Origin of the sequence: Hyphomonas sp. (assembly GCF_013823385.1) — a bacterium.
GTDB lineage: Bacteria > Pseudomonadota > Alphaproteobacteria > Caulobacterales > Hyphomonadaceae > Hyphomonas.
Map to the genome: position 1 here is coordinate 77,920 of NZ_PNMA01000006.1, position 23,896 is coordinate 101,815.

The 23,896-nt window shown below is 61.8% G+C and carries 16 protein-coding genes; 7 read left to right on the forward strand and 9 right to left on the reverse strand.

Features of this window, described 5'->3' with window-relative positions; genetic code table 11:
• Positions 1–35 precede the first annotated feature (35 nt).
• The 4 genes from bamA to C0456_RS05850 all read right to left on the reverse strand — a co-directional run bounded on the left by bamA (position 36) and on the right by C0456_RS05850 (position 5,480).
• Entirely contained in the window at positions 36–2,585 is a 2,550-nt protein-coding gene (bamA, locus tag C0456_RS05835) for an outer membrane protein assembly factor BamA (protein ID WP_291049484.1), read from the reverse strand.
• A 153-nt stretch (positions 2,586–2,738) separates the two neighbouring features.
• On the reverse strand, positions 2,739–4,235 hold the full coding sequence (locus C0456_RS05840) for a HAMP domain-containing sensor histidine kinase (protein ID WP_291049486.1): 1,497 nt from the start codon (positions 4,233–4,235) through the stop codon (positions 2,739–2,741).
• Positions 4,232–4,975, reverse strand: coding sequence for a response regulator (locus C0456_RS05845; protein ID WP_291049490.1), 744 nt, complete (start codon positions 4,973–4,975; stop codon positions 4,232–4,234). The genes C0456_RS05840 and C0456_RS05845 overlap by 4 nt, the downstream gene beginning before the upstream one ends.
• A complete protein-coding gene (locus C0456_RS05850; protein WP_291049493.1) occupies positions 4,920–5,480 on the reverse strand; it encodes a DUF2141 domain-containing protein in 561 nt (186 codons plus the stop codon). The genes C0456_RS05845 and C0456_RS05850 overlap by 56 nt, the downstream gene beginning before the upstream one ends.
• Positions 5,481–5,945: 465 nt before the next feature.
• Here C0456_RS05850 and C0456_RS05855 point away from each other — a divergent pair, with 465 nt between their 5' ends.
• Together C0456_RS05855 and C0456_RS05860 are read left to right on the forward strand one after the other, a co-directional pair.
• Positions 5,946–9,452 (forward strand): autotransporter outer membrane beta-barrel domain-containing protein, encoded by a 3,507-nt coding sequence (locus C0456_RS05855; RefSeq protein WP_291049496.1) that lies wholly within the window; start codon positions 5,946–5,948, stop codon positions 9,450–9,452.
• Between the two features lie 108 nt (positions 9,453–9,560).
• Complete coding sequence (locus C0456_RS05860; RefSeq protein WP_291049499.1) at positions 9,561–11,255, forward strand: class I adenylate-forming enzyme family protein; 1,695 nt, start codon at positions 9,561–9,563, stop codon at positions 11,253–11,255.
• Between the two features lie 146 nt (positions 11,256–11,401).
• Here the strand turns inward: C0456_RS05860 and C0456_RS20880 are convergent, their stop codons facing one another.
• Complete coding sequence (locus C0456_RS20880) at positions 11,402–11,677, reverse strand: HU family DNA-binding protein (protein ID WP_035594862.1); 276 nt, start codon at positions 11,675–11,677, stop codon at positions 11,402–11,404.
• 554 nt (positions 11,678–12,231) lie between these two features.
• Here C0456_RS20880 and C0456_RS05870 point away from each other — a divergent pair.
• The gene (locus C0456_RS05870; protein WP_291049504.1) at positions 12,232–13,545 is read left to right on the forward strand and encodes a ferredoxin reductase family protein; all 1,314 of its coding nucleotides are present in this window, start codon (positions 12,232–12,234) and stop codon (positions 13,543–13,545) included.
• Positions 13,546–13,707: 162 nt separating this feature from the next.
• Here C0456_RS05870 and C0456_RS05875 read toward each other — a convergent pair whose 3' ends face one another.
• Both C0456_RS05875 and C0456_RS05880 read right to left on the reverse strand, forming a co-directional pair.
• Positions 13,708–15,249, reverse strand: coding sequence for an alkaline phosphatase D family protein (locus tag C0456_RS05875; protein ID WP_291049507.1), 1,542 nt, complete (start codon positions 15,247–15,249; stop codon positions 13,708–13,710).
• A 117-nt stretch (positions 15,250–15,366) separates the two neighbouring features.
• The gene (locus C0456_RS05880) at positions 15,367–18,000 is read right to left on the reverse strand and encodes a TonB-dependent siderophore receptor (protein WP_291049509.1); all 2,634 of its coding nucleotides are present in this window, start codon (positions 17,998–18,000) and stop codon (positions 15,367–15,369) included.
• A 198-nt stretch (positions 18,001–18,198) separates the two neighbouring features.
• On the opposite strand from C0456_RS05880, the gene C0456_RS05885 reads away from it, so the two are divergent.
• On the forward strand, positions 18,199–18,966 hold the full coding sequence (locus C0456_RS05885) for an HAD hydrolase-like protein (protein WP_291049511.1): 768 nt from the start codon (positions 18,199–18,201) through the stop codon (positions 18,964–18,966).
• A 5-nt stretch (positions 18,967–18,971) separates the two neighbouring features.
• Here the strand turns inward: C0456_RS05885 and C0456_RS05890 are convergent, their stop codons facing one another.
• Positions 18,972–19,874, reverse strand: coding sequence for a MurR/RpiR family transcriptional regulator (locus tag C0456_RS05890; RefSeq protein ID WP_367179215.1), 903 nt, complete (start codon positions 19,872–19,874; stop codon positions 18,972–18,974).
• A 200-nt stretch (positions 19,875–20,074) separates the two neighbouring features.
• On the opposite strand from C0456_RS05890, the gene C0456_RS05895 reads away from it, so the two are divergent.
• The 3 genes from C0456_RS05895 to phnE are packed head-to-tail and all read left to right on the forward strand — an operon-like array spanning position 20,075 to position 22,784.
• Positions 20,075–20,998, forward strand: a complete 924-nt coding sequence (locus C0456_RS05895) for a phosphate/phosphite/phosphonate ABC transporter substrate-binding protein (RefSeq protein WP_291049514.1) — start codon at positions 20,075–20,077, stop codon at positions 20,996–20,998.
• Positions 20,995–21,780, forward strand: a complete 786-nt coding sequence (locus C0456_RS05900; RefSeq protein WP_291049516.1) for a phosphonate ABC transporter ATP-binding protein — start codon at positions 20,995–20,997, stop codon at positions 21,778–21,780. The genes C0456_RS05895 and C0456_RS05900 overlap by 4 nt, the downstream gene beginning before the upstream one ends.
• On the forward strand, positions 21,777–22,784 hold the full coding sequence (gene phnE / locus C0456_RS05905; protein ID WP_291049518.1) for a phosphonate ABC transporter, permease protein PhnE: 1,008 nt from the start codon (positions 21,777–21,779) through the stop codon (positions 22,782–22,784). The genes C0456_RS05900 and phnE overlap by 4 nt, the downstream gene beginning before the upstream one ends.
• A gap of 59 nt (positions 22,785–22,843) precedes the next feature.
• Here phnE and C0456_RS05910 read toward each other — a convergent pair whose 3' ends face one another.
• Positions 22,844–23,881, reverse strand: coding sequence for a serine hydrolase (locus C0456_RS05910; RefSeq protein ID WP_291049521.1), 1,038 nt, complete (start codon positions 23,879–23,881; stop codon positions 22,844–22,846).
• Positions 23,882–23,896 lie beyond the last annotated feature (15 nt).

A 23,896-nucleotide genomic window follows, 5' to 3' on the forward strand; every position in this document is an offset into this window, starting at 1 on the left:
GGACGCCGGGGAAGCATGCCGCTGTGGCAGCCTGCCTAGAAGCGCGTGGTGGTGGAGAAGCGGAAGGACTCCTTCTTGTCATAGTCTTCGGCGCGGAGCACCTGGGAGAAGTCAAAACGCAACGGCCCGAAGGGGGAGTCCCACATCACACTGAGCCCGGTAGCCGCCCGGAAGGCGGGGTCTGTTTCCGTATACTGAATGGCGTTGTAGCCGGTTGTGGAGTCGGTGTAGGCGATGGGCGCGACCACATCCTGATCGTAGAGGCCGCCCAGACCGCCGGCGTCAACAAAGAAGGCGCTCTTGATGCCATACTCCTCGGGCAGGAAGTTTGGCACCGTCAGTTCGAACGTGCCCTGATAGTAGAAATTCCCGCCAAGCGCTGAGCCGCGTTCCATGCCCACCTGTTCGCCCGTATCGGGATCAAAATAGCGCACGACCTGGCGCGGGCCGATGCCCGCCACATCAAAACCCCGGAAGTTGGAGCCGCCCCGGAAGAAGCGGTTATTGATCCGCACGGTCATGTCATCGCCCCAGGGCTGGATATGCCCGGCTGACAGGCGCAGCGATGCGCGCAGGGCGGGCGTGAGGCCGTAATAGCCGGTGGCGCTGGCCTCGGTGCGCAGCGTCTGCACATCGCCGCCAAAGCCGGCAACATCCTGGCTGAGCTGCAGGTTCATGCCGCGCGTCGGCTCGATCGGATCATTGGTGCCGTCCCATGTCAGCGAATAGCCGAGAATGGAGGAGATGCCTTCGGTCTCGCTGGTGCAGCTGGAACTGCGGAAGCGATAGCGGATGTCGCAGACATCAACCACCAGCTGGTTGGGATCGGTGATGTCGCCCGGCACCGGTGCGCGGACCGTACCGTCCGCATCGCGTACGGTCGTGGAGACCAGATTGCCCTCGTTATCGATGACGATGTTCTGGTCGGTGATGTTCACGCTGTCATATTGCAGCCGGTATCGCAGGCCGAGCTGCGTGCGGTCGGCCACCGGAAAGGCCATGTTGAGGCCCGCGCCATAGGAGGTCGATTCATAGGAGGATACGTCGGTATAGTCATAGCTCGACAGCCAGCCCATCAGACCGGCAGACATGGTGCGATCCATGAAACGCGGTTCGGTGAAGCGGAAGGAGGCGATCTGCTGGCGCTGGCTGAGCGACAGATCCAGCCCCGCCGAACGCCCCGTCCCCATCAGGTTGGCCTGCGAGAGGCCCACATCAAACAGGAAACTGTCCGTAGACGAAAAGCCTGCCGAGAAGGACAGCTCACCGGTAGACTGCTCCTCCACGGTGTAGGTCACTTCGGTCTTGTCTGGCGCGCTGCCGGGGGTTTCTTCAACCGTCACACTCTTGAAGAAGCCGAGCGCGCGGGCCCGGTTGCGCGAGCGGTCTATCAGTACCCGGTTGAAGGCATCTCCATCCGCGATGCGGAGTTCCCGGCGGATGATACGGTCCAGCGTCTGGGTGTTGCCAACGATATTGACGCGCTCGATATAGACGCGCGGGCCTTCATCCACGACGAAGGTGATGTCCACGCGCCGGGTTTCAGGATCGGCCTTCACAATGGGGCGGATATCCACGAAGGCATAGCCGGCAACACCGGCCGCATAGGTGAGCGTGTCGATCGTCTGCTCGATCATCTTGCCACGGAAGGGATCGGTGTCTGCCATCGGCACAAGCCGCTGCAGGGCGCCCGCATCGAGCTTTGCCAGCGAGGTTTCAACCTTGATCTCGCCGAACGTGTACGGCACGCCTTCGTCCACCGTATAGGTGATGAAGAAGTCATTTTTCCCCGGCGCCATTTCGGCCACAGCAGACGCGACGCGGAAATCATAATAGCCCTTGTCGAGATAGAATTCCCGCAACTTTTCCCGGTCATATTCCACGCGCGAGGAATCGTAATTGTCGTTGGAGCTGAAAAAGCGCCAGGGGCGGGACTGCCGGGTGACGATCTCGCTCCGCAGGCGGGCGTCTGAGAATTCCTTGTTGCCGATGAAGTTGATGCCGCGCACGCCGCTGGTCGGCCCCTCCTCAATCACGAACACAACATCCACCCGGTTCTGGGAAAGCGTCTTGTATTCAGGCCGGATGCGCGCGGAAAAGCGGCCGGAGCGCCGGTAGAGTTCGATCATTCGGTTAACGTCCGTACTCACCCTTGCGGCGGTGAACGGACTGCGCGGGGCGATCTGGATCTCTTCCCGCAACTTGTCTTCCTTGAGGGCCTTGTTGCCCTCAAACGAGATGCGGTTGACGATGGGGTTTTCCACAACCCGCACGACCACATCATTGCCCCGCCGGTCGATGGCAACATCGGCAAACAGGCCGGTGGCAAAGAGGGTCTTCAGCGAAAGGTCGAAGCGCTCGGCGTTGAAGGCATCGCCCGGCTCGAACAGAAGGTAGGACTGGATGGTGCGCGCCTCGATCCGCTGATTGCCCTCCACTAGGATCGTGCGGACCGTTCCTTCGAGCAGTTCTTCCTGCGCCGTGGCGGCCGGGAGGAGGATTGGCTGAAGAACAGCGCCGACGCTGAGAGAGGCAAGGAAAGGAACACGGCAAAGCGCCGTCAGGCTGAGAAGCTTGTTTTTCACGGGCAGTCAGTTCCTGGCTGGAAGCATATCCCTGCGGATCCGGAAAACCGGTATCGCCGGGCTGTCCGGCGTGCATATCCCGCCAGGGCTGGCCTGGTTTTGCCGCAGATGCGCCAGACTGTGGCAGCGCGCCACAATCTGGCTTTGCCCCCGTCAGGCCTTGCTGAGCGGCAGGGTTATCGTGGCGCGGCAGCCGCCTTCCGGGCGATTGGCAAGCGCGATATGCCCACCATGCGCGAGGACGATATTGCGGGAAATGTGAAGGCCGAGGCCATGCCCGCCGGTTGCCGTATTCCTTGACTTTTCAAGGCGCACCAGCGGCTCGAAGACAGCCTCCATCTGCGCCTCCGGAATGCCGGGGCCATCATCGTCGATGATCACCGCACATTCCCCTCCCCGATCCTCCAGCTGGATGCGGGCCCGCTCTCCATAACGCACGGCGTTCATTATAATGTTTCGTAAGGCGCGGGTGAGGTCTTCTGGCCAGGCGCGGACGACGAAGCGCTGGTCCGGCTCACTGAAGGTGACGGGCTGGCCGATGTCCTGCAGGTCTTCGCTGAGGCTTTCGACCAGCGCGCCGAGATCGGTCATCAGCTTTTCATCCGTGCGCAAGCTGGAGGTTCCAGCCTGCAGGGCCGCTTCGGTCAGGCTCTGGAGTTCATCCAGCGCCCGCTCCATCTTTTCGCGCTCGGCTTCGTCCTCGATCATCGCGGCGCGTATCCGCATGGCGGTCAGCGGCGTGCGCAGATCGTGCCCGATGGCGACGAGGACATCCTTCTGGGACTGCAGGGTCGCCTCCAGCCGGGTGGCCATGGTGTTGAACGCCTGCATCACATTGCGCAGGTCGCGCGGGCCGGAAACCGGCAGCGGCGTATGCTTTTCACCCCGCCCGAGCGCCCTGGACGCCCGCGCAAGATCTTCCAGCGGGCGATAGATCCAGCGGGCAGCGAAGCCTGCCGCGATGGCAACAGCCAGCAATGAAAGGGACAGCAAAAAGACAAATGGCTGAATGGGAGGGCCGCGATCCGCGCCGGAGGTCATCAGCACGTTGACCCACTGACCGGGCGTGTACTCCACCGACACATTCACCAGCCTTGACGGAAAGCGCAGCTCGTCACCCCCCCGGCCAAAGCCCATAGGCGGCCGGAACTCGTTACCGGGGCCTGGCTGCCTGCGAAACTGGCCTTCGGCGGGAGGCGGCGTGCGCGGAAATGCGGCCGGATCCGGCTTCTGACCGGCCGGTCTGGCTCCCTCCGGCAGGGGAAAGGTCATCGGAGATCCCCCATGCACACTACTGACGCGGAAGGAGGTTATCTGACCGGCATCCCGGCCCGAGGCGGCCCATCTGCGGCGCACTTCCGTGCCGGTCTCGTCTTCGGTATTCACGAAGGCGCGGGGTTCGCGGCGCACGAACAGCACATTGGCATGGGCTAAGGCTGCCTCGGCGAATGCGGCTTCATCGGGCTGCGCGCTGGCCAGCTTCATCAGATCGAGCGCAGCTTCCACCTGCGCCTTCTGCTGCATGGCGATGAAGACGTTCCGCGCGATAAGCGTGAAAGTGACGACGGCCAGAAGCTGGGCAACAATAAGCGCCGCCACCACGATCAGGATCGACCGGGTCAGCAGGGTATCGGCAAAGAGGCGTTTCATAGGCGGCGCACGTCAGCGTCGAGCATATAGCCGCCGCCCCAGACAGTGGTGATGATTTTCGGCTCGCGCGGGTCGATCTCGATCTTGCGGCGGAAGCGGCTGATCTGGCTGTCGACGCTGCGGTCGAACACGTCGGAATCGCTGATGCGGGTGAGATCAAGGATGCGCTCGCGCGAGAGGACGACGCGGGGATTCTTCAGGAACACCAGCAGGAGCTGGAACTCCGTGGCACTGAGGGGCACGACCATGCCGTCATCGCGGCGCAGGCGGCGTTTGGGAATGTCGAGGACCCAGCGGTCGAACTCGAAAAACTGTTTGCCTTCATCGCCAGACTGGACGCTCATGCTGGCTTCCAGCCGGCGCAGGACAGCGCGCACCCGGGCGAGCAGCTCGCGGGGGTGGAAGGGCTTGGCGATATAATCGTCCGCGCCGATTTCCAGGCCGATGATGCGGTCAATCTCCTCGGATTTGGCGCTGACGAGGATGATCGGGATGGTCTTGAGTTCGGCGATGCTGCGGCAGAGGCTGAGGCCGTCTTCGCCGGGCATCATGATGTCCAGGATAACCAGATCGGGGGCGCGGTCGTGGATCTTCCGGCGGGCGGCGACGGCGTTTTCGGCCACATCCGCCTCGAAGCCCTGGGACTGGAAGAAACGCTTCAGACTGTCGCGAATGTTCCAGTCATCATCGACGATGAGCAGGCGCGGCAGGTCGGTTGGCTGTTCCGGCGGGGTCTGCATTCTGTCTTGGTCTATGGTTGCGCTCATTGTTCTTATCCCCATTGTTGGTTCCGCCAAAGCTGAGTTCGGCATGTGCGAGCCTGAACTCGAGGATTGTGCTTTGGGTAATGCGCTGGGCGTAGTCGTCGAAACGCATGTTTCGCTGCCAGAGCATTGATCCGGAAAGGAAAACCGGCGCTGTGGGCCAGCCGAAAAGCGAGCGCCCCAGACGCCCTGTGCGATGCCTGCCGGCAAAGGCGGTGACCGCATAGCGGCCGGGGCGCAGGCCCATGAACACGACGGATTTCTCCCCGGCGGCCGGGTCGATCATGGCGGTCCGCCGGGCCAGCCGGGGGTGCCAGGGGAAGCCGTCAGCCCCCTCCCAGAGGCAGACGGCGATCCGGCCGCCCTGCCAGCCGCGGTCGCCATTGCGCACCAGCAGGCGGATGTCCCCGGCGCCGAAAACCTCCGGCGAAAGGGCATGCCCGCCAGCGAAAAGGATGGAGCCTCCGGAAGGGGTGTGCATGGTTCAGGCCTGTTCATCTGACCCTGCCTCTCTGGCGCCAAGAGGTGTCGGGAGTTTGCCGCGACGGGTCAAATTCGTGACACGGCCGGGTCAGGCGCAGGACAATTCCGGACACTTTCGGACAATTCCGGACATTTCCGGACACGCCGGCGGCGCTGGCTGACATTACAAAGCGTAAAGCTTGTCAGTCCTTTGCCCGGCCCCGGCGCCTTGCCGGACGAGTTGTGTCAGCCCGCCACAATCGGGCCTGCCGCCCCCGTTTCGCGGCACACATTTGCAGTGAGGCCGGGGGTAAGACCAAGGCTCAGACAGAGCGACTTCCCCACACTCCTCGTAGCCCTGTCTGATGTTCCCCTCGGAGGTTTTCGCCGTTCTGCACTCCTTCTCCCCCTGGAGCCACAGCCCGGCGTTTCCCCCCACACCCTCCGAGGGGAACCCCCTGAAATCCAACGGACCTGATTGTTGATGCCCCTGTTTCGCAAGATCCTTGTTCTCAGCGTTTCTTCGATTGCCATTATAGCCAGCGCCCGCGCGGCGGAGATCACGACAACCACGGCAGCGGCGGTGAAGACCTCCACCGCGAATGCCGGCGCCCCAGATGACCTGACGATTACCGAGAACGGCTCCATCAAGGTGGCTGACACACCCGGCTTTACCGCGGTGACCATCGACTCCGACAATGATGTGACCATCGACGGCACGATCCTGATCGAGGATTCCGACAATACGGCCGGGATCAGCATTCTGCCGGGCGTGCAGAGCAATCTTGCCATCAGCGGCACGGTGCAACTGATCGAGGACTATACCCGGGCCGACACGGATGGTGATGACGATGATGACGGCCCCCTTGCCATCGGCGCCAACCGGACCGGCATCCTGCTGGGCCAGGGGGCGGCGATGAACGGCTCCATCCATCTGCAGTCTGGCTCCTACGTGCAGGTCGAGGGCAACGACTCTGCCGGGCTGCTGCTCTTGAGCCCGCTGAATGGCAATCTCAGAACCCAGGGCAGCATCGCGGTTACCGGCGACAATGCCCAGGGCATCACGGCGACCGGCCGGGTGGACGGGGACGTGACCATTGGCGGGTCTGTCAGCGCCAAAGGAGAGAATGCGACCGGCGTGCGGCTGGATGACGGCGCCACGGGCGCTGTGGCCGTCAATGGCAGCGTCGTTTCGACCGGGTTCGTATATAGTTCGACCACGAATTATGTGGCGCCGGCGCTGGTGACGAGTTCCACAACGCCTCTGGAAGACCGCCTGGACGCAGACGAGCTTCTGACCGGGGGCCCGGCATTCGTGGTGGGCGGAAGCCTTGGCCGGGGCCTGCTGATCAATGGCGCCGCGCCCGATCCTGATCTCAGCGATGATGAAGACGATGACGACACCAAGGACACAATCGAGGACTTCAACGAGAACCGCTCTACCGGCAGCATCACGAGCTATGGCTCTGCCCCTGCCCTGCTGATCAGCGCCGACTGGAACGGCCCGGCAAGTGAAGACCTGGTTCTGGGGACCGTTCTGGAAACCGTTCGGGATACGCTGGACGATGACGATGATGACGACACGGACGAAATCCTGGCGCAGTTTGCCTATGACTATGGCCTGATCAATCGCGGGGCGATTACAGGCGCAGGCACCAATGTGGGCTTTGATGGCACAGCCGTGCTGGTCGAGGGCTCTGCCAGCACCGGCCATTCGGTGATCATCACGGGCGGCATCGAGAATACCGGCTCGATCAGCGCATCGGCTTATGAAGCCGATGCTACGGCCCTCCGCCTGGGGGCGAATGTCGTCACGCCCGTCTTAAACAATCAGGGCACCATTCAGGCGCTGATCTCAACGGAAACAGCGGCCAATGCGATTGCGCTGGATATCGGGGAAACCGCCAGCCTCACCTCGCTTGAGAACTCGGGCACATTGCTTGCGCGCTCCACGGGGGATGCCGGCGAGGTGATCACCGTGCGCGATCTTTCCGGAACACTGGGCACGATTACCAATACCGGAACGATCACGGCGACCTATCTGAATGACGGGGTGAGCCTGACCACCCGAAGCGATGCCACCGCCTTTGACCTGCGGGCGAACACCACAGGCGTGACGCTGCGCCAGTATGAGCGGGAAGCGACCTATGACGCCAATAGCGACGGCGCGATCAATTCGCTCGATACGCTCGATCCTTCGATCACCGGCAATATCTTTTTCGGCAGCGGCAACGACCTGTTGAAGCTGGAAGGGGGCAAACTGACCGGGGACGTCGATTTCGGCGCGGGATCGGACGAGTTCAATGCCAGCAATACAAAGATCACGGGCGATGTCAGCTTTGGGGGCGAGGACGCACTTGTCCGCCTGCTGAGCGGTTCAACGCTGACGGGCGGTATTGCTTTTGGCAATACCGGCGCGTCCGACTTCCTGATTGCGGGCGGATCGACCTATGCGGGCCTGATCTCCAATACGGCCAGCGACCTTTCCTTCACTCTGGACGCCTCCCGCGCGCAGCTGAGCAATGGGACGGCGCTGACCCTTTCCAACCTGGTGATGGGCAATGGGGCGACCCTCATTCTGGAGATTGACGATGCCGGCGTGCAGGCGGCGCCGGTGTTCACCGTGAACGGGACGGCGTCTCTGGAAAATGGCGTTCTGATTTCGCCCGTCTTTGCCGGCGTGTCGGATTCGGCGGGAACATTCACCATCGTCGATGCGGCCGGCATCCTTGCCGATCTTGCCTCGGGCGATGTGTCCCTGATCGCGGAGACGCCTTACATCTATCAGACCGATCTGGACCTGATCGAGGGCGTCCGCGACCAGCTGAACCTCGTCTATCGCCTGAAGACCACGGAGGAACTTGGCCTCGACATCAACCAGACGGCCGCCTTCGATGCCGTGCTGGAACTGTTTGGAAACTCCGCCACGCTGAGCGAAGCGTTTGCCGGTATCTTGAGCGAAGCGGCCTTCTTTCAGGCATATGACCAGCTGTTGCCCGCGCGGACGGATGCATCGACCCGTTTCCTGAGGGCCCAATCGACCTCTACCTTTGGCGCGATGGCCGACCAGATGAACCTGCTGGCCAACTCTCCGGGCAAGGGCCTCAAGGCCTGGGCGCAGGAAAGCGTTACCTTCACCGACATCAAGACCACCGCCAACATGCCTGGCTATAACGGCACAGGTTTCGCGTTTACGGGCGGCCTGGATATTCCGGTGCAGGCGCTCGACGCCTTCGGCGTGATGATGAGCTTCAATTCCGGGCGGTATGAAGAGAAGACCGGCGGCAACAATCCGGTCAACACGTCCAGCACGGGGCTCGGCGTGTATGGCCTGAAGAAATGGAACGCGACCTTCCTGCGCGGCGCGGCGCAGGCTTCCAGCGTAGACTTCAGCAGCCTTCGGGAGCTGAACATCATCTCCGGCGAGGCCGACAGCTTCCTGGATAGCGCAGACGTGCTGGACAAGCAGGACATTTCCGATTCCATGAGCGGGGACTGGGGCGGCTACAGCTTTGCCGGCACCGCCTCTGCCGGGCATCAGTTCAAGGCGGGCAGCTTCTATGCGCGGCCTGAAATCTCGGTCGACTATTTCCGCCTGCATCAGGACGGTTACAAGGAAAGCGCGCTGCGCAACACGTCGCTGGCGCTTGAGGTGGGCGAAGCCGATACCGAGCGGGCGTCCGCCTCTGCGATCCTGGCGATTGGCGCAGACTGGACCGTGCAGAACGGCCTCTACCGCATCTTCCCGGAAGCCCGCATCGGGGCGCGGCATGAACTGCTGGAGACGCCCTATGAAGCGACCGCGCGCTTCCTCAATGGGGAGCAGACTTTCCTCGTGCGGTCTGAGGAAGAGTTCGGAGACGCGCTGATTGCGGGGCTGTCGTTCAACAGCAGTTCCAGCATCTTCACGGCGCGGGCCTCCTATGATGTGGAACTCTCCGAAGCGGGGGCCATCCACTATATCGGGGCGTCGGGTGTCCTGCGGTTCTGATGGCCTGCGGGGGGCTGAGCAGCCCTTCCCGTCGCGTCAATGTTCCTTCGGTTTTCGGAGTGTGTATGATCCCCCAAAACGATCAAAACAGGATTTTGGGGAGAGACCATGCATTATGCCGAGCTGCTGAAGGCGCGTGAAGAACTGACCGGCCCCGGAGGCGCGTTCGAGATCATCGAGGCGGATATCCTCGGCAATCGTATCCGCGCCTACAAGAATGCCCCGCCCAGCGTGCGCGAAGTCTGGCTCTCTACCCTGCAATTTTCCGACCGCCCTTACCTCGTCTATCAGGACGAGCGGCTGACCTATGGCGAGGCGCACGCGATCGCAAACTCCACGGCCAACTGGCTGCTGGCGCAGGGCGTGAAGCCCGGCGACCGGGTGGCCATTGCCATGCGCAACTATCCCGAATGGATGCTGATCTACTGGGCGTGCCTGGCGGTGGGCATCACGGTGGTCGGCATGAATGCCTGGTGGACGGCCGAAGAGATGGCCTATGGCCTTTCGGACTCTGCGCCCAAGGTGCTGTTCCTCGACGCCGAGCGTCTGGCGCGCGTTCAGGAAAAGCCGGACATGGTGCAGGGAATGCAGCTGGTGGGCGTGCGCATTCCGGACATGCCGGCGGGGATGGTCGACTGGTCTGTGGTGGCCGCACATGGCGGCGCGCTGCCGGAGGTGACGGTTGACCCGGATTCGGACGCCTGCATCTTCTACACGTCGGGCACGACAGGTTTTCCGAAAGGCGCGCAGCTGACCCATCGGGGCTGCGTCTCGAACCTCTTCAACATGCTGTTTGCCGGTGCCTCTTCGGCGCTGGCCGTGGAGCGGGCGACGGGCGTTTCGCCGCCGGCCGAGCCGCCGATCCCGGTGACGCTGATCACGACGCCCCTCTTCCATGTGACCGCCAACAATTGCGGCGCCTATGCCACCACGGCGGCGGGCGGCAAGCTGGTGCTGATGTATCGCTGGGAAGCGGGCGAGGCGCTGCGCATCATCGAGAAGGAACGCGTCAGCAGCATGAGCGGCGTGCCGGTGATGGCGCGTGAACTGATCAACCATCCGGATTTCGAGAAGACCGATACGTCCAGCCTGCTGGCGCTGGCCGGGGGCGGCGCGCAGGTGCCGCCGGACCTGGTGCTGAAGATCGAGAAGCAGGTGGCCACGGCGCGCCCCTCCACCGGCTATGGCATGACCGAGACCTGCGGGATCATCACATCGGTTTCCGGCGACTTCTTCGTCGACAAGCCTGACAGCGCCGGGCCGGCGATGCCGAGCTTTGAGGCCAAATGCGTGGACGACAATGGCAACACCGTTGGCCCCGGCGAAGTGGGCGAGCTGTGGGTACGCGGATCCTCCGTCATCAAGGGCTATATCAACCGGCCTGAGGCGACCGCCGCGAGCATTACCGATGGCTGGCTGCATACCGGCGACGTGGCGCGTATCGACGAGGATGGGTTCATCTTCATCGTGGACCGCAAGAAGGACATGGTGCTGCGCGGCGGCGAGAACATCTACTGCGCCGAGGTGGAATCCTCGATCTACCGCCACAACGGCGTGGCCGAGTGCTGCGTGTTCGGCGTGCCCGATGACCGGCTGGGCGAGGAAGTGGGCGTGGCCGTGGTGGCCAAGCCCGGCGAAGCGCTGAGCGCCGAGGCCGTGCGCGAGCATTGCGCAGCGATCATGGCGAAACACAAGGTGCCCCGTTATATCTGGATGCTGGACGAACCCCTGCCCCGCAATGCCAGTGGCAAGTTCCTCAAGCGGGAATTGCGCGACAAGCTGGCCCCGAAAGTTTCCGCCTGAGCGGCGGCCGCCTGTCAACGGGCGGCCAGGACTGCCTGTTCAGCGTCGGTTCGGATTACTCCGCTTACGGCGGTTACAGCGCCCAAAACGAAAACGCCCGGCCTGCACAAGCGGACCGGGCGTTTCAGTTCAGAACAGGCCGCTGCTTAGAGAACGCGGTCTTTCAGATCTTTCGACGGGCGGAAAGCAACTTTCTTCGACGCCTTGATCTTGATGGTTTCGCCGGTGGCCGGGTTGCGGCCCTTGCGCGCCGGGCGAGCGCGGACCTGCAGAATGCCGAGGCCCGAGATGCGCAGCTTCTTGCCCTTTTTCAGGTAGCCGCCCATACGGTCGATGAAGTCGCTGACAACGAGTTCAGCCTGCTTTTTCGGCATTTCATGCGCTTCGGAAAGCTCTGCAGCGATGTGCTTCAGGGTCAGCACTTCAGGCGTAGCCGCCTTCTTTGCAACCGGTTTTTTCGCCGGGGCAGCCTTGGGAGCAGCCTTCGGGGCGGCTTTTACGGCAGGCTTCTTGACCGCCGTGGCTTTTTTGGCGGGAGCTTTTTTCACCGCGACTTTGGCAGCCGGGGCTTTCTTGGCAGTGGTCGGTTTAACGGCCATTTCGGTTTCCTTCAGTAAGTTGGGGGTTGATACAGCAGCAGCCTTAACACGGGGTTTTCGTCTGCTTTGAACTCTTTCAGATACACATGATTCGACGTGGATTGATCGCATATCGCCACCGCAAGAACTGCGCAAGTGGCGCAAATCTGCTGGTTTTCGCACATTATTGCACAAAACTGCCCTGGAACAGAGCCCCCCAGGATTACCATTGGGCGAGATAACACCCGCCTGCAGCCGGCGCCCTCAGCGGAACTTGATCCCCAGACGGACTATCGAGCGCCCGGCGCGCATGAGGTATCCATGAAGCCTGCCTTCCATGGAACCATCGGCGGCGCAGCGCGTTTGGCACTGATGATGCCAGACACTTCCATGCCTTCATGAAAAAGCGCGCTGCCTTCTGGGTCATCGCAGCCTTCTGTGTTCTGGCCGTTCCCTTCCTTATACTGATTTCCGGTCAGCGCGCTCCCGGAACCAATCTGTTATGGGATTTCTCCAAGGGGCTCGGCTTTGGCGCGCTGGCGGTGGCGGGCCTGCAATTTGTTCTGACCGCGCGTTTCCGCGGCATGGCGCAGCCTTTCGGCATTGATATTGTCTATCTGTTTCACCGCTACATGGCGATGGGCGCCCTGGCCCTGATGCTGGCCCATTTCGGCATTCTCTACATCTGGTTTGAGCCTGCGCTGGGCGACCTTAATCCGCTCACGGCGCGCTGGGAGCTTACGGTGGGGCGCGTGGCGCTGGTGGCGTTTGCCCTTCTGGTGATCACATCGGAATTCCGCAAGCGGCTGGGCATCGAGTATGGCTGGTGGCGCACGATGCATGTGACCCTCGCGATCATCGCCTTTGCCGCTGCAATCGCCCATGTCCTCGGCGTTGGCCATTTCACGGCGGCCGCAGACAAGCGCGCGATGATCTTTGGCGTGAGCGCGGGCTGGCTTCTGCTGCTGGTCTGGGTGCGCGTGATCCGGCCCTGGCGGCAGACGCGGAACCCCTGGCAGGTCGCCGAGAACATCCCCGAGCGCGGCGGCGTCCATACGCTGGTGCTGGAGCCACGCGGCAAAGCCCTCAAGGGCTGGATGCCGGGGCAGTTTGCCTGGCTGACTGTGGGCAATTCGCCCTTTGGCCTGCGGGAGCATCCGTTCACGATTTCCAATGCCCCGGAAGACGGACCGGCTGTCTCGCTCTCGATCAAGCCGCTGGGAGATTTCACAGGAGACGTGATCAAGGCCGAGCCCGGAACGCCCGCATGGGTTGATGGGCCCTACGGCGCATTTTCCATAGACATGGAAGCGGAAACCGGAGGCTTTGTGATGATTGCCGGCGGGATCGGGATTACGCCCATGATTGCCAATCTGAGGTCCATGAAGGCGCGCGGGGACACACGCCCGGCGATCCTGTTCTACGCCAACAAGGCGTGGGATGAGGTGACCTTCCGGGAAGAACTGGAGGCGCTGGCGCGCGACATGGACCTGAAGGTTGTCCATGTGCTGGAAACACCGCCGAACGACTGGGACGGCGAAAGCGGCTTCCTGGACCGGAACATGCTGGAGCGCCATCTGAATGACGAGACGCGCAGCTGGGCGCACATGTTGTGTGGCCCGCCGCCGATGACAGATGCAGCCCGGACTGCTCTCCTGAACATGGGCGTGCCGCTGTGGCGCATCGATTCTGAAATCTTTGATCTGGTGTGAAGCATGCGCCCCCTCCTGGCTACCCTGATTGCCGCCCTCCTCCTTGTCTGGACCGTCCTGCTGGCCCTGCTGTTTGCCTTTGCGGTCAACTGACATCGCATGCAAAGAAAAAGGCTGGCCGGATATGTTCCGGCCAGCCCTCCCCCCGTATTTCGGAATAGATCAGATGTCCCGGGTACGGATTTCCACGTCCGTATACACACGAGATTCCGCGCGGCCGGCATCTTCGACGACCCGGAAATCGCCGGTGCAATCCTTTTTGCTGACCGTTACACGCAGATATCCGCGCTGTTTGCCATTCAGATGCGACACGTGAGGGTTCGCCTCGCGCATCACTTCCATATCGCGCGCCCAGGGGCAGCCTGAGGAGATGGAGCTGCCGACAAGCTCATGGCCAATCCGCTTCGACCGGGTGTCGAAGGGCGTCTGGTAGAGGGTCGACGCCATGGCGGTATGCCAGTCACCGGTGAGGAAAACCGGGTTCTTCACGCCGGTGGCCAGCATGTCCGCCAGGCGCTGACGCGCAAGCGGATAGCCATCCCAGCTGTCAAGATTGGTGACGGGCGCTTCGGGCGGGGCGTTGTAGCGATAGGGCGTGAACCAGACCTGCGTGGCGATCAGGTTGAACGCGGCGCCGGAGCGTTTCAGTTCCGAATGCAGCCATTCTTCCTGCGCCTTGCCCATCATGGTCTGGGCGGGATCATTGGCTTCCTCACAATAGGCCTTGCGGCCATCGCCGCAGGGCTGGTCGGTGCGGAACTGGCGCGTGTCGAGCAGGTGGACCTGCGCCGGGCCGAGGCGGAAAGCGCCATGCATCAGAAGACCGGACTCGGTGCCCTTGACCCAGGGCGGCGTCTCAATCGGCATGTGCTCATAATAGGCCTGGAACGCGGCCAGCTTGCGCACGCGGAACTCCAGATCCGTCTGCTTTTCGGGATCCTGAGGAATGGAACCGGCCCAGTTATTGTCGATCTCATGGTCGTCCATGGCGACAATCCAGGGCGCGATGGCATGGGCGGCCTGCAGGTGCGGATCGGTTTTGTAGAGGGCGTAGCGGTTGCGGTAGTCCCAGAGCGTGACGATTTCCGGCCCGTTATGGAGGCGCACGGTTTCAAACAGGCGGCGCTCGCCGGCGCCCACGTCCCGCATGTAGGAGCCGAGCGTGCCGACGCCGCCCTCATAGATATAGTCGCCCGTGTGAATGACGAGATCGGGCACCCATTCGGCAAGATCGCGATAGGCCGCGTAAAAGCCGGCTTCATAATGCTGGCAGTAGGCCAGCGCAATGCGGGCCTTGTCATCATTGGGGCTTGTCGTCCGTGTCCGGCCTATGACGGTATCTTCATCATTGTAGCTGAACTGATACCAGTATTCCCGGCCAGGCTCGAGCCCTTCGCATTTGTAGTGAACCGAGTGGGCCTTTGCATCGGATGTGGAAACCATCTCGTCACGGATGACATCGCGCATGGCCGGATCACGGGCCACGCGCACGCGGACTTCGGCGCGGCCGGGCGGCATACCGCCGCCTCTCAGGGGATCGGGCGCAAGCCGCGTCCAGAGGATGACACTCTCTGGCCGCGGGGTGCCCGAGGCGATACCGAGGGTGAAATATGTAGCTGAGCTGTCAGCGAAGCTGCGCTGCGACGCCATGGCGGCGGCAGCAGCAGCGCCGGTAAGCGCAATGAACGACCTGCGGGAAAACATGCGTGATTTCTCCTGAATGGAAGATGAGCGAGCAGAGGACCGGCCAGCAGCTCCGGGGGAAGCCACTGGCCGGTAACAGCGGATGGCGGCGCGACATGATCGCCGCCATCACGCAGATCAGAAGCGGTACTCGTACTGTATCCAGGCAGAACGCGGTTTCCCGTTCCAGCCATACTGGCGGTAGTAAGCGCTGTCATTGACACCAACCTCACCACGGACCACGGCGCGGTCCAGCGTCAGGCCGGCGCCGCCGGAGTAGCGCTCGTAATAGTTCTCATCGAGGAGGTTCACGCCGCGGATGAGAATGCGGTGTTCATGGTCCTTGCCGAAGAAGTACTGGATGGACCCGTTGAGGACGAAATAGTTGCCGAAGTTGACGTCATCGACCACACGGTTGCCATTGGCATCCACCAGGCGGGCGGCTGTCGTCGGCGCATAGGCCCATTCCGGACCCTGAAGGCGCGGGTTGAGCGCGAAGATCCACTGATCCGTCGGCTTGTAGGTCAACAGGGCAGAGACGGTCCATTCCGGGCGTTCGCCGGACTGGCGTTTCTCCTGAGATCCTGCCGGACCAGGCGTCACGAAGCCCAGGTTTGCCGTGGTCCCATCCAGACGGGCCGGCAGACCAAATACCGGGTTGGGCTCAAGGGAGTCCATCATGGTGTAGGAGACGTCGCCGGAGAACGGGCCGTAATCGAAGGCGACGTCGAGCGTGAAGCCTTCGATTTCCTGGATCGCCAGGGTGTTGACGGCCACCACTTCCGATCCGTCGAGGCCACGGCTCGCCGCCGTTGCGCAGAAGGAGTCAGGCGGCACGATGCTTTCCCGGTTGCGGTTGATGATGTCGAGCCCAAAGGGATTGCCGGCATATTGGGGGCAAACCGATTCAACCGACCGCGTACCAAACTGGTTCTTGATGTCGGTCTTGAAGTATCCAAACTCGATGTTGAAGGTGCCGCCCCGGAAAGAGCCGTCCATGCCGATACCGGCGTTGAAGGCCTCAACCGATTGCGGCTCAAGGCCGGGGTTGAGGTTCTGGTTGGCCCCGTAGGCACCGATCTCGTCGATCTTGGGGGCCGAGTAGGATGTGCCACCGCTGGCGCGGGCATAGATGCCGGCGGGCAGGTTCTGACGAAGACCGATCTTGTAGATCATCTCATCGTCAAATCCCTCATTGAAATCCTGACGGACGGCGAAGGAGCCATTGAGGCCCTCCAGAACCGGCAGGCTTAGGCGCAGGTCGCCATAGAGACCCGTTGACGTGACCTTCACATCCTTGACCCCGAAGGAGTCGTCGGACGCATCTTCATAGGCGGTGTACTGAACACCACCAACCAGTTCGACCAGGTCGTTGAGGCGGTATGTGCCGCGGGCATTGATCCCGTAGTCGATATAGCCGGAACGGCGGTTGTCCGTTGTCCCCCAGCCCTTGACGGGCGTGTTGTCCCCGAAGGACGTGGTCGTCTCGATCACGTATCCGATAGGCGCGCCGATCGGGAACGGGTTCTGGATGGTGCCATAGGGCTGACCGAAATAGGGGCTGGCCGGGTCCTGGTTCACCATCCAGCCATTCTTCGCGCTGGTGGCCGCGCCGCTTGTCGTTCCATAGGGATTTGTGACACAGCCGGCCGGAAGGTTCGGAACGGTGGCCGCAAAGGCTTCGTATTGCGCGGCCGTTGTGAAGCTGGTGATCCCTTGCGCCGATGCAATCGCGCGCACATCTGCCGGCAGATCCTGCAGGCGAGGCGTGCGGCAGACGCGGGCCAGCACTTCGTGGTTCTTCAGCTGCGGCTTCTGCCAGTGAGAATCGACCTCGATCCGGAAATTGTCCGAGAACGACTTCTTGTAGTTCGCCGTGTAGATCGGGAACTCGGTGAAGTTGGGCGTGTAGATGGTCGAGTTCGGGAAGGAGTCGTGGAAGTCGATGGTGGAGAAACTTGCGCCCAGGCGCAGTTCCGAGCTCGCATCGATCTGCCAGAGATACTTCGCGCCAATGCTGTTGAAGTCATACGGGTAAGGCTGGAAACCGCCGAGGGCGAGGACGTTATCGCCATACGCGGAGACATCGAAAAGCTCGTGCGCGTCAGAGTGGTAGGACCGGCCATATACCAGGAAGCTGTGCTTGCCTTCGGAGTCGACCGGCATTGACACATTGCCATAGATTTCGCGGGTCTTGAACGAGCCGGCATAGACGCCGATCTGGCCTTTTTTGGTGCCGTCAGGCTCTTTCGTCTTTACGCTGACCACACCGAGGCCACCGTTTGACCCGAAATAAAGCGATTGGCCGCCGCGATAGATTTCAACGCTCTGGATCATCCGTGGATCAATGGCAGTTGCCGGCCACAGATCTTCCGACGGGCTGGAGCGGTCGAAGTAAGGAACGCCATCTACCAGAAGCAGCGTGTCACGGTCCGTACCGCCGTCGATGCGGATGGTGAACTCGCCTTCATCGGGCGAATAACCAATGTTTGCGCCGCGGATCAGACCCGCAGCCGCCTCACCAAAGTTCGTGAAGCCGCCCGTTTCAATCTTCTGGGCATCGATCAGCTGGACCTGGTTGCCGAACTGTACAAGGTCAATCGCCATCGGCGTTGCCTGGTCCACACGGCGGCCTTCGACCAGCACCGTGCTGAGGCGGGCCTCATCTTCTTCCGCAGCCTCGGACTGCGCCATCGCAGGCGCCGCGAAGCTGGCCGAGACCAATACGGCCCCGACACTCAACAACAGTCTCTTTCTCAGATCGTATTTCACCGTCACCCCTCCGAGGTTCAGATTGCGCCGGCCTGACCGGGCAACCGCAATAGCTGTGCGCGCAATCAGTTCTGCGCAGGGCTCGGGTAGCGGGTGAATGTGACGCGTCGGTGAAGTTTGTGTAATTCAAATATAAAATTTACTCATCTCAAATTTTCTATCTTTTGAATTATTTTCATTTCGTCTAAGCCGCCGCCCATGAAAAATGTTATTCCCCTTGAAGAGCTGCGCAGCCGGGACCCCAAATCACTCATAAAGTCCGCCGACGGATTTCTTCTGGATTGGGATGGGTGCTGCGCGATTGACAATGTTCTCGTGCCTGAAGCCGCAGCATTTCTGCGCGCCCATCAGAACCGGCTGGCAATTGTGTCGAACAATTCCACCCATACCCCGGATGAAATGCGCGCCATTCTGGACAAGTCCGGCATTGAATTGCCCCCGGAGCGCATCCTGCTGGCCGGCATGTTCGCCATAAGGCGGGCGCGGGATCTGGGGCTCAAGCGGGCCATGATCATCGGAAGCCCCGCCATGAAGGCGCTGGCTCAACGTTCCGGTATCGAGGTGGTGCGGGAAGAGGCTCAGGTCGTTATCCTGATGCGGGACACGCGAGTGACCTATGCCGCGCTGGAGCGCGCCGCAAACTGCCTGGCTGGCGGCGCAAAACTGATCGTCGCCAACCCTGACGGCTCACACCGGGGCGCCAATGCGCGCATCCGGCTTGAGACCGGGGCCTTTCACGCCGCCCTTGAAGCGGCAGTCGATCTGTCTCAGGCCGAAACCGAGATCATCGGCAAGCCGAGCGAGGGCTTCTTCCGCGAAGCATGCCGGATTATCGGCACTTCCCCTCACCGGACCGTGATGCTGGGGGATAATCCGGATACCGATATTGAAGGGGCAATCCGGGTGGGGATGCCCTGCCTTCTGGTAGCGCCAAGCCCACAGGAATTCTTCGCCAGGCTGATCTGAAACCCTCAGAAACGCTTGATCGACAGCACATCAAAGGTTTCGCGAAGTGTCTCGGTCGCGTGGTCGTAATCAGCCATGGCGAGGGCGGCGATCAGCGTGTCAATCACGCAAAGTTGGGCAATCCGGCTGGTCATGGCTTCGGTGCGAAAGCGGGTTTCCTTCGACATCGTATAGAGCTTGATGTCGGCATAGGCCTGGATGGGAGAGTTGGCGAAATTCGTGATGACAATGGTTTTGGCGCCAGCCTCATGCGCCAGGCGGGTGGCGGAAAGGGTTTCATGCGTTGCGCCGGAATGCGAGATGGTCAGTACCGCAACATTCGGGCCAGTACGTGAGGCGCTGATGGCCTGAATGTGGCTATCCACCACAACCCGCGCATCGATGCCGATCCGCAGCATACGGTATTGTGCATCCTCCGCTATGGGCGCGGACGATCCGATTCCATAGATCTCTATCCGGTCAGCCGCCCGGATGGCCTGTACGGCCTGATCAATCGCATCGGCGTCCACCACCGAGAGCGTATCGCGCAACGCCTGAATGCCGGCATGGAAGATTTTCCGGCATATGGTGCTGGTATCGTCGCCCCGTTGGAGGTCTTCCTGAATGAACTGGACGGGCTGGACAGTATCCTGCGCCAGGCTGAGCTTCAGCTGCTGAAAGCCGGTCAGACCCAACTGGCGGCAGAAATTGACGACGCTGCCGTCGCTCGCCCCTGTCTCAGTAGCGAGTTCGGTGACGGACATGCCGACGACGCGGCGAGGGTTGTTGAGCACGAACTCGGCAATGGAACTCGTACTGGGCCCCAGAGACGCCTGCCGGATGCGGATGCGGCTGAGGACATTGCTGACAACGGCCGTATCTTTCCTCACGCCGGGAGCGCTTTTGGACTGCGTCTCTTTTTTCTTCATTGCCTGATCCCTGAACACACTCTGATTGCCGGGCGCTTCCCTGCCCAACGGGCTCCCTCTGCCTTACTTTGAGGGAAAATAAAATCTAGCACAGGCAGAATTGAATAAAATTCACAAACAACCCTGAAATTTCCGCTCCGCGTCACATTAGTGTTGCGGCGGCCCGCTAGCCTATCGGCGGACATTAAAAGGGGTCAGCCATGCGTATCATTGCGGCTTTGCTATGCATCTGGATGCTGGGGGCATTGCCCGCAATGGCGCAGACGAGAGATGGCAGCGCGAGCCAACCGCTGGAGGTGATCCTGATACCGGCCGATGGCGGCACGGAAGACGGCACCAAGGCAGATTTCGTTCCCTTGTTCAATGCGCTGACCAAGACAAGCGGCCTGCATTTCCGTGTACGTGTGGGGCAGAGCTATGCGGCCGCCATCGAGGCGGTCTGCACGGGGCTTGCAGATGTCGCGTGGCTTGGCCCAACCTCCTATCGGGAGGCCCGCGATCGCGGATGCGCCGAGTTGCTGGCCGTGGAATCCACCAATGGCAGCGCGACCTATTATGCGGGAATTTTTGCGCTGAAAGACAGTGGCATTTCCAGCGTGCAGGATCTGCGCGGGCGGTCCGTGGCATTCGGCCCGCCGCAATCGGCAAGCAGCTTTGTGTTTCCAATCGGCATTCTACTGGATGCCGGCATTGATCCGCGAAAGGATCTTTCTCAGGTCCGCATCGGGGATAGCCATACCAGCGGGCTTGTTGCCCTGGACAATGGCCTGGTGGATGGGGCTGCTGCGTCCTTTGTATCCTTCGAGCGCGCGGCCAATTCCGGCGCAATTGACGCCTCCCGCTTCCGGATCGTGGGGCGCTCAGCCCCTATTCCCAATCCGCCGATGGTGTCGGCCAAAGCGCTGCCGCAAAGCGTGAAGTCCAGACTGCGCGCCGCGCTGGGGGCGCTGCACAAGCAGCCCGGCGTATCCGCCGATGACATTCGCGGCTATGGCGGCAAGCGGGTTGACCGCTATGATATTACGATCACGGACGATGATTTTGAAACGGCCTTTCGCCCGGTCTCGGGGGTGGATGGCGCCTTTACGGCGGCGCTGGTGCGGCGCGCGGGCACTTACCGGTGACGGACGCGCGACATACCGGCCCCAGCCTGCAACCGGTCATCCTTTCTCTTTCAGGCGTAGGCGCTGCCTATAACGGCATGATGGCGCTTGAAGGGATAGATCTGGACCTCTACGCGGGTGAGTTCTGTGTCATTCTCGGCCCGTCTGGATCGGGAAAGTCCACCCTGTTGCGGCTGATTTCCGGACTGGTGCCGGCTTCTTCCGGCAAGATCGTGTTCCAGGGCATCCAGTTCTCTGCGGCCACACGCCGGCAGATCCAGCGCAAACTGGGAATGGTGCATCAGGACCATGGGCTGATTGACCGGCTGAGCGTCGTGCAGAATGTCATGGCTGGCCTCGCCGGCGAGTTGCCGCTCTGGCGGCTGATCCTGCGGCTCTATCCGCCCGCCGTGAAAGCCGAAGCCTGCCGGCTTCTGGCTGAAGTGGGCCTTGATGAAAGTCATGCGAACCGCCGGGCGCGGGAGCTATCCGGCGGTCAGCGGCAGCGAGTAGGCATCGCCAGGGCATTGATGGGAAATCCCGCCGTCATCCTCGCGGATGAACCCGTCGCGAGCCTTGATCCGGCAACCTCGCGCGACATCATCGGCCTTCTGCGGCGGACGGCGAAAGAACGCGGCGTGCCGGTGCTGTGTTCACTGCATCAGACCGACCTGGCGCTGGAATTCGCAGACCGTATTGTGGTCATCAGGGCCGGCCGCAAAGAGTTCGACGGGACGCCGCACGCACTTTCTGCCAGCAGCCACGCTCCAGAACCGATCCTTAAGCGGAGCGTTACCGCATGAGGCAGAATACTGCAGAGGGTGTTCGTCCGCCAGAGGCCTGGCGATTGAAGCCTGTCTATGGCAGCCGGACACTGCTGGCCGTTCTGGCGTGCTTTGTGTTTCTCGTATGGTCGGCGCCGCGCGTGGAACTGAACGTCCTTGTACGAAATGTGCAGGAATATGTGGCAAGTTTCGGCGCGGGGTCTGACAGCTCCCAGATCGGGAGGGGGCTTGCCTCGATTGAGGACAAGATGTTCCCGCTGGTGATGGATGAGCGGACGCTGCTCGAAGCGGGCGGTGAAGCGCGCGCCTGGCCTTCGCGCATTGAAGAGGTGACGCGGCAGGAAACGGCGCTGAACCCCGAAACGCTGGAAATCGAGACGCGTGAGATCATCGAGCGGTATCGGGTACAGCCCTTTGGCTACCTGCTCTATGTCTGCGGAAAGATGCTTCAGTCCATAGAGATGGCAATCTGGGCGAGCCTTTTTGCAATGCTCGTCAGCCTCGGCCTGATGCCACTTGCCGCGCGCAACTTTACACCGCACCCCTTGGTCCGCACGGCGGCGCGCTCCCTGGTATCGCTTTTGCGCACCATCCCGGAACTCGTGAGCGCCCTGTTTCTGGTGCTTCTGTTCGGCTTTGGCCCTGTGGCGGGCATTCTTGCGCTGACCCTTCACAGCATCGGGTTCCTGGGAAAATTCTATGCCGATGACGTGGAGACTGCGGACGTACGCCCGCAGGAAGCCCTGACCGCACTCGGAGCAAGCCGGCTGACCGTTCTTCGTCTCGCGGTTCTACCGAATGTCGTCCCTTCCTTCGTGGCGCTGACCCTTTATGTGGTGGACCGGAATATCCGTATGGCGACAGTCATTGGCATCGTTGGCGCCGGCGGCATCGGGCAGGAGTTGAAAGGCCGGTTTGACATGCTGCAATATGGGCATGTGGGAACCATACTGCTGGTGATCTTTGCCACCGTCCTCGCCCTGGACGCTTTCGCCAGCCAGGTTCGCCGCCATCTGATCTGAAGGTGACGTGACGAGTACTCAATCGAGGGGCTTCGGGAAACCAATCTCCCTGCCTTGACCTAGGTCTTCCCAAGCAGAAGGCTGAGAAACTCTGTGTCCCTCCATTCCGAACTCCGCCCTGCACGGATGGCGTCAAGGTCGAGGTCCGCCTGTCGCACGATCACCAGGCCGCGCGACGGGATGAGATAAAGGCGCTGCCCGCCCGCACCCGAGGCGAGGACCAGATCAGTTGGCAACCGGTCAAGGTTCTGGCGAATATCTGACCCGCGCGTCACCGGATCAGGCGAGGGCGAAGGCCGGGCGAGCCACCAGGTCAGGCCGTAGGCCGGGTTGGCTTCGCTCCCCTCAAACATCTGGGCGAAGGCCTCTGGAGAAACAAGCTGCGTTCCGTCCGGGCCGCGTCCGCCCCGCAGAATAAATTCGCCGAACACGGACCATTCGCGCGCAGACATCAGCGCGCCCTGCGGCATCAGCGGATATCCGTCAGTGCCCTGTCTCCACCGATAGCCGGTTATGCCGATGGGCCTGAGGATGCGCCGGTCAAAGTAAGCCAGCGGATCGGCGTGGAGCCCCGCAGCAGCGAGCTTGCGGCGCAGGATCTCACCGAAAAGCTGCATGGGGACAGGGCCATACTGAAACTGCGCGCCCGGCGCCGCGTTGAACGCGACTTCGACCGCGCCGGCATATCCGGGCGGATTCCCGATCTCACTGGGCTGCCCCTCCACCATCCAGAGGATTTGCCGGAGCGTGACGCGCGACTTCACCGGGTCATCGGACCATTCCGCCAGTGTATCCGCGGCAAGTTCATCAAGGGTCAACAATCCATCCTGAACCGCCGCCGCCGCCATGACACCCACGAAACTCTTCGTGCCGGACCAGAGCTCATAGGGCGTTTCAATGCTCGCGGCGCCAGTGCTGCAGACGAGTTCTCCATTCTGCAGCACAAGGACGGAAAGGCCGCGATGGGCTTGCGAATAGGCGATGGCCTCGGAGCAGCCGGGAAGTGTGTCCGGAAGTGTACTCTCGATGAGGTTGGCCGGGCGGGTGGTGCAGGCGGCCAGCAGAAGGGCGGCCGCGATGTGGGAGATGACTTTCATCGGCCAGGCTCCTTT

Bases quoted from the DNA above. Each gene is read 5' to 3' on its own strand.
- C0456_RS05840 (WP_291049486.1), bottom strand. From the start codon at position 4,235: ATGAAACGCCTCTTTGCCGATACCCTGCTGACCCGGTCGATCCTGATC.
- C0456_RS05845 (WP_291049490.1), bottom strand. From the start codon at position 4,975: ATGCAGACCCCGCCGGAACAGCCAACCGACCTGCCGCGCCTGCTCATC.
- C0456_RS05850 (WP_291049493.1), bottom strand. From the start codon at position 5,480: ATGCACACCCCTTCCGGAGGCTCCATCCTTTTCGCTGGCGGGCATGCC.
- C0456_RS05855 (WP_291049496.1), top strand. From the start codon at position 5,946: ATGCCCCTGTTTCGCAAGATCCTTGTTCTCAGCGTTTCTTCGATTGCC.
- C0456_RS05860 (WP_291049499.1), top strand. From the start codon at position 9,561: ATGCATTATGCCGAGCTGCTGAAGGCGCGTGAAGAACTGACCGGCCCC.
- C0456_RS05870 (WP_291049504.1), top strand. From the start codon at position 12,232: ATGAAAAAGCGCGCTGCCTTCTGGGTCATCGCAGCCTTCTGTGTTCTG.
- C0456_RS05875 (WP_291049507.1), bottom strand. From the start codon at position 15,249: ATGTTTTCCCGCAGGTCGTTCATTGCGCTTACCGGCGCTGCTGCTGCC.
- C0456_RS05885 (WP_291049511.1), top strand. From the start codon at position 18,199: ATGAAAAATGTTATTCCCCTTGAAGAGCTGCGCAGCCGGGACCCCAAA.
- C0456_RS05890 (WP_367179215.1), bottom strand. From the start codon at position 19,874: ATGAAGAAAAAAGAGACGCAGTCCAAAAGCGCTCCCGGCGTGAGGAAA.
- C0456_RS05895 (WP_291049514.1), top strand. From the start codon at position 20,075: ATGCGTATCATTGCGGCTTTGCTATGCATCTGGATGCTGGGGGCATTG.
- phnE (WP_291049518.1), top strand. From the start codon at position 21,777: ATGAGGCAGAATACTGCAGAGGGTGTTCGTCCGCCAGAGGCCTGGCGA.
- C0456_RS05910 (WP_291049521.1), bottom strand. From the start codon at position 23,881: ATGAAAGTCATCTCCCACATCGCGGCCGCCCTTCTGCTGGCCGCCTGC.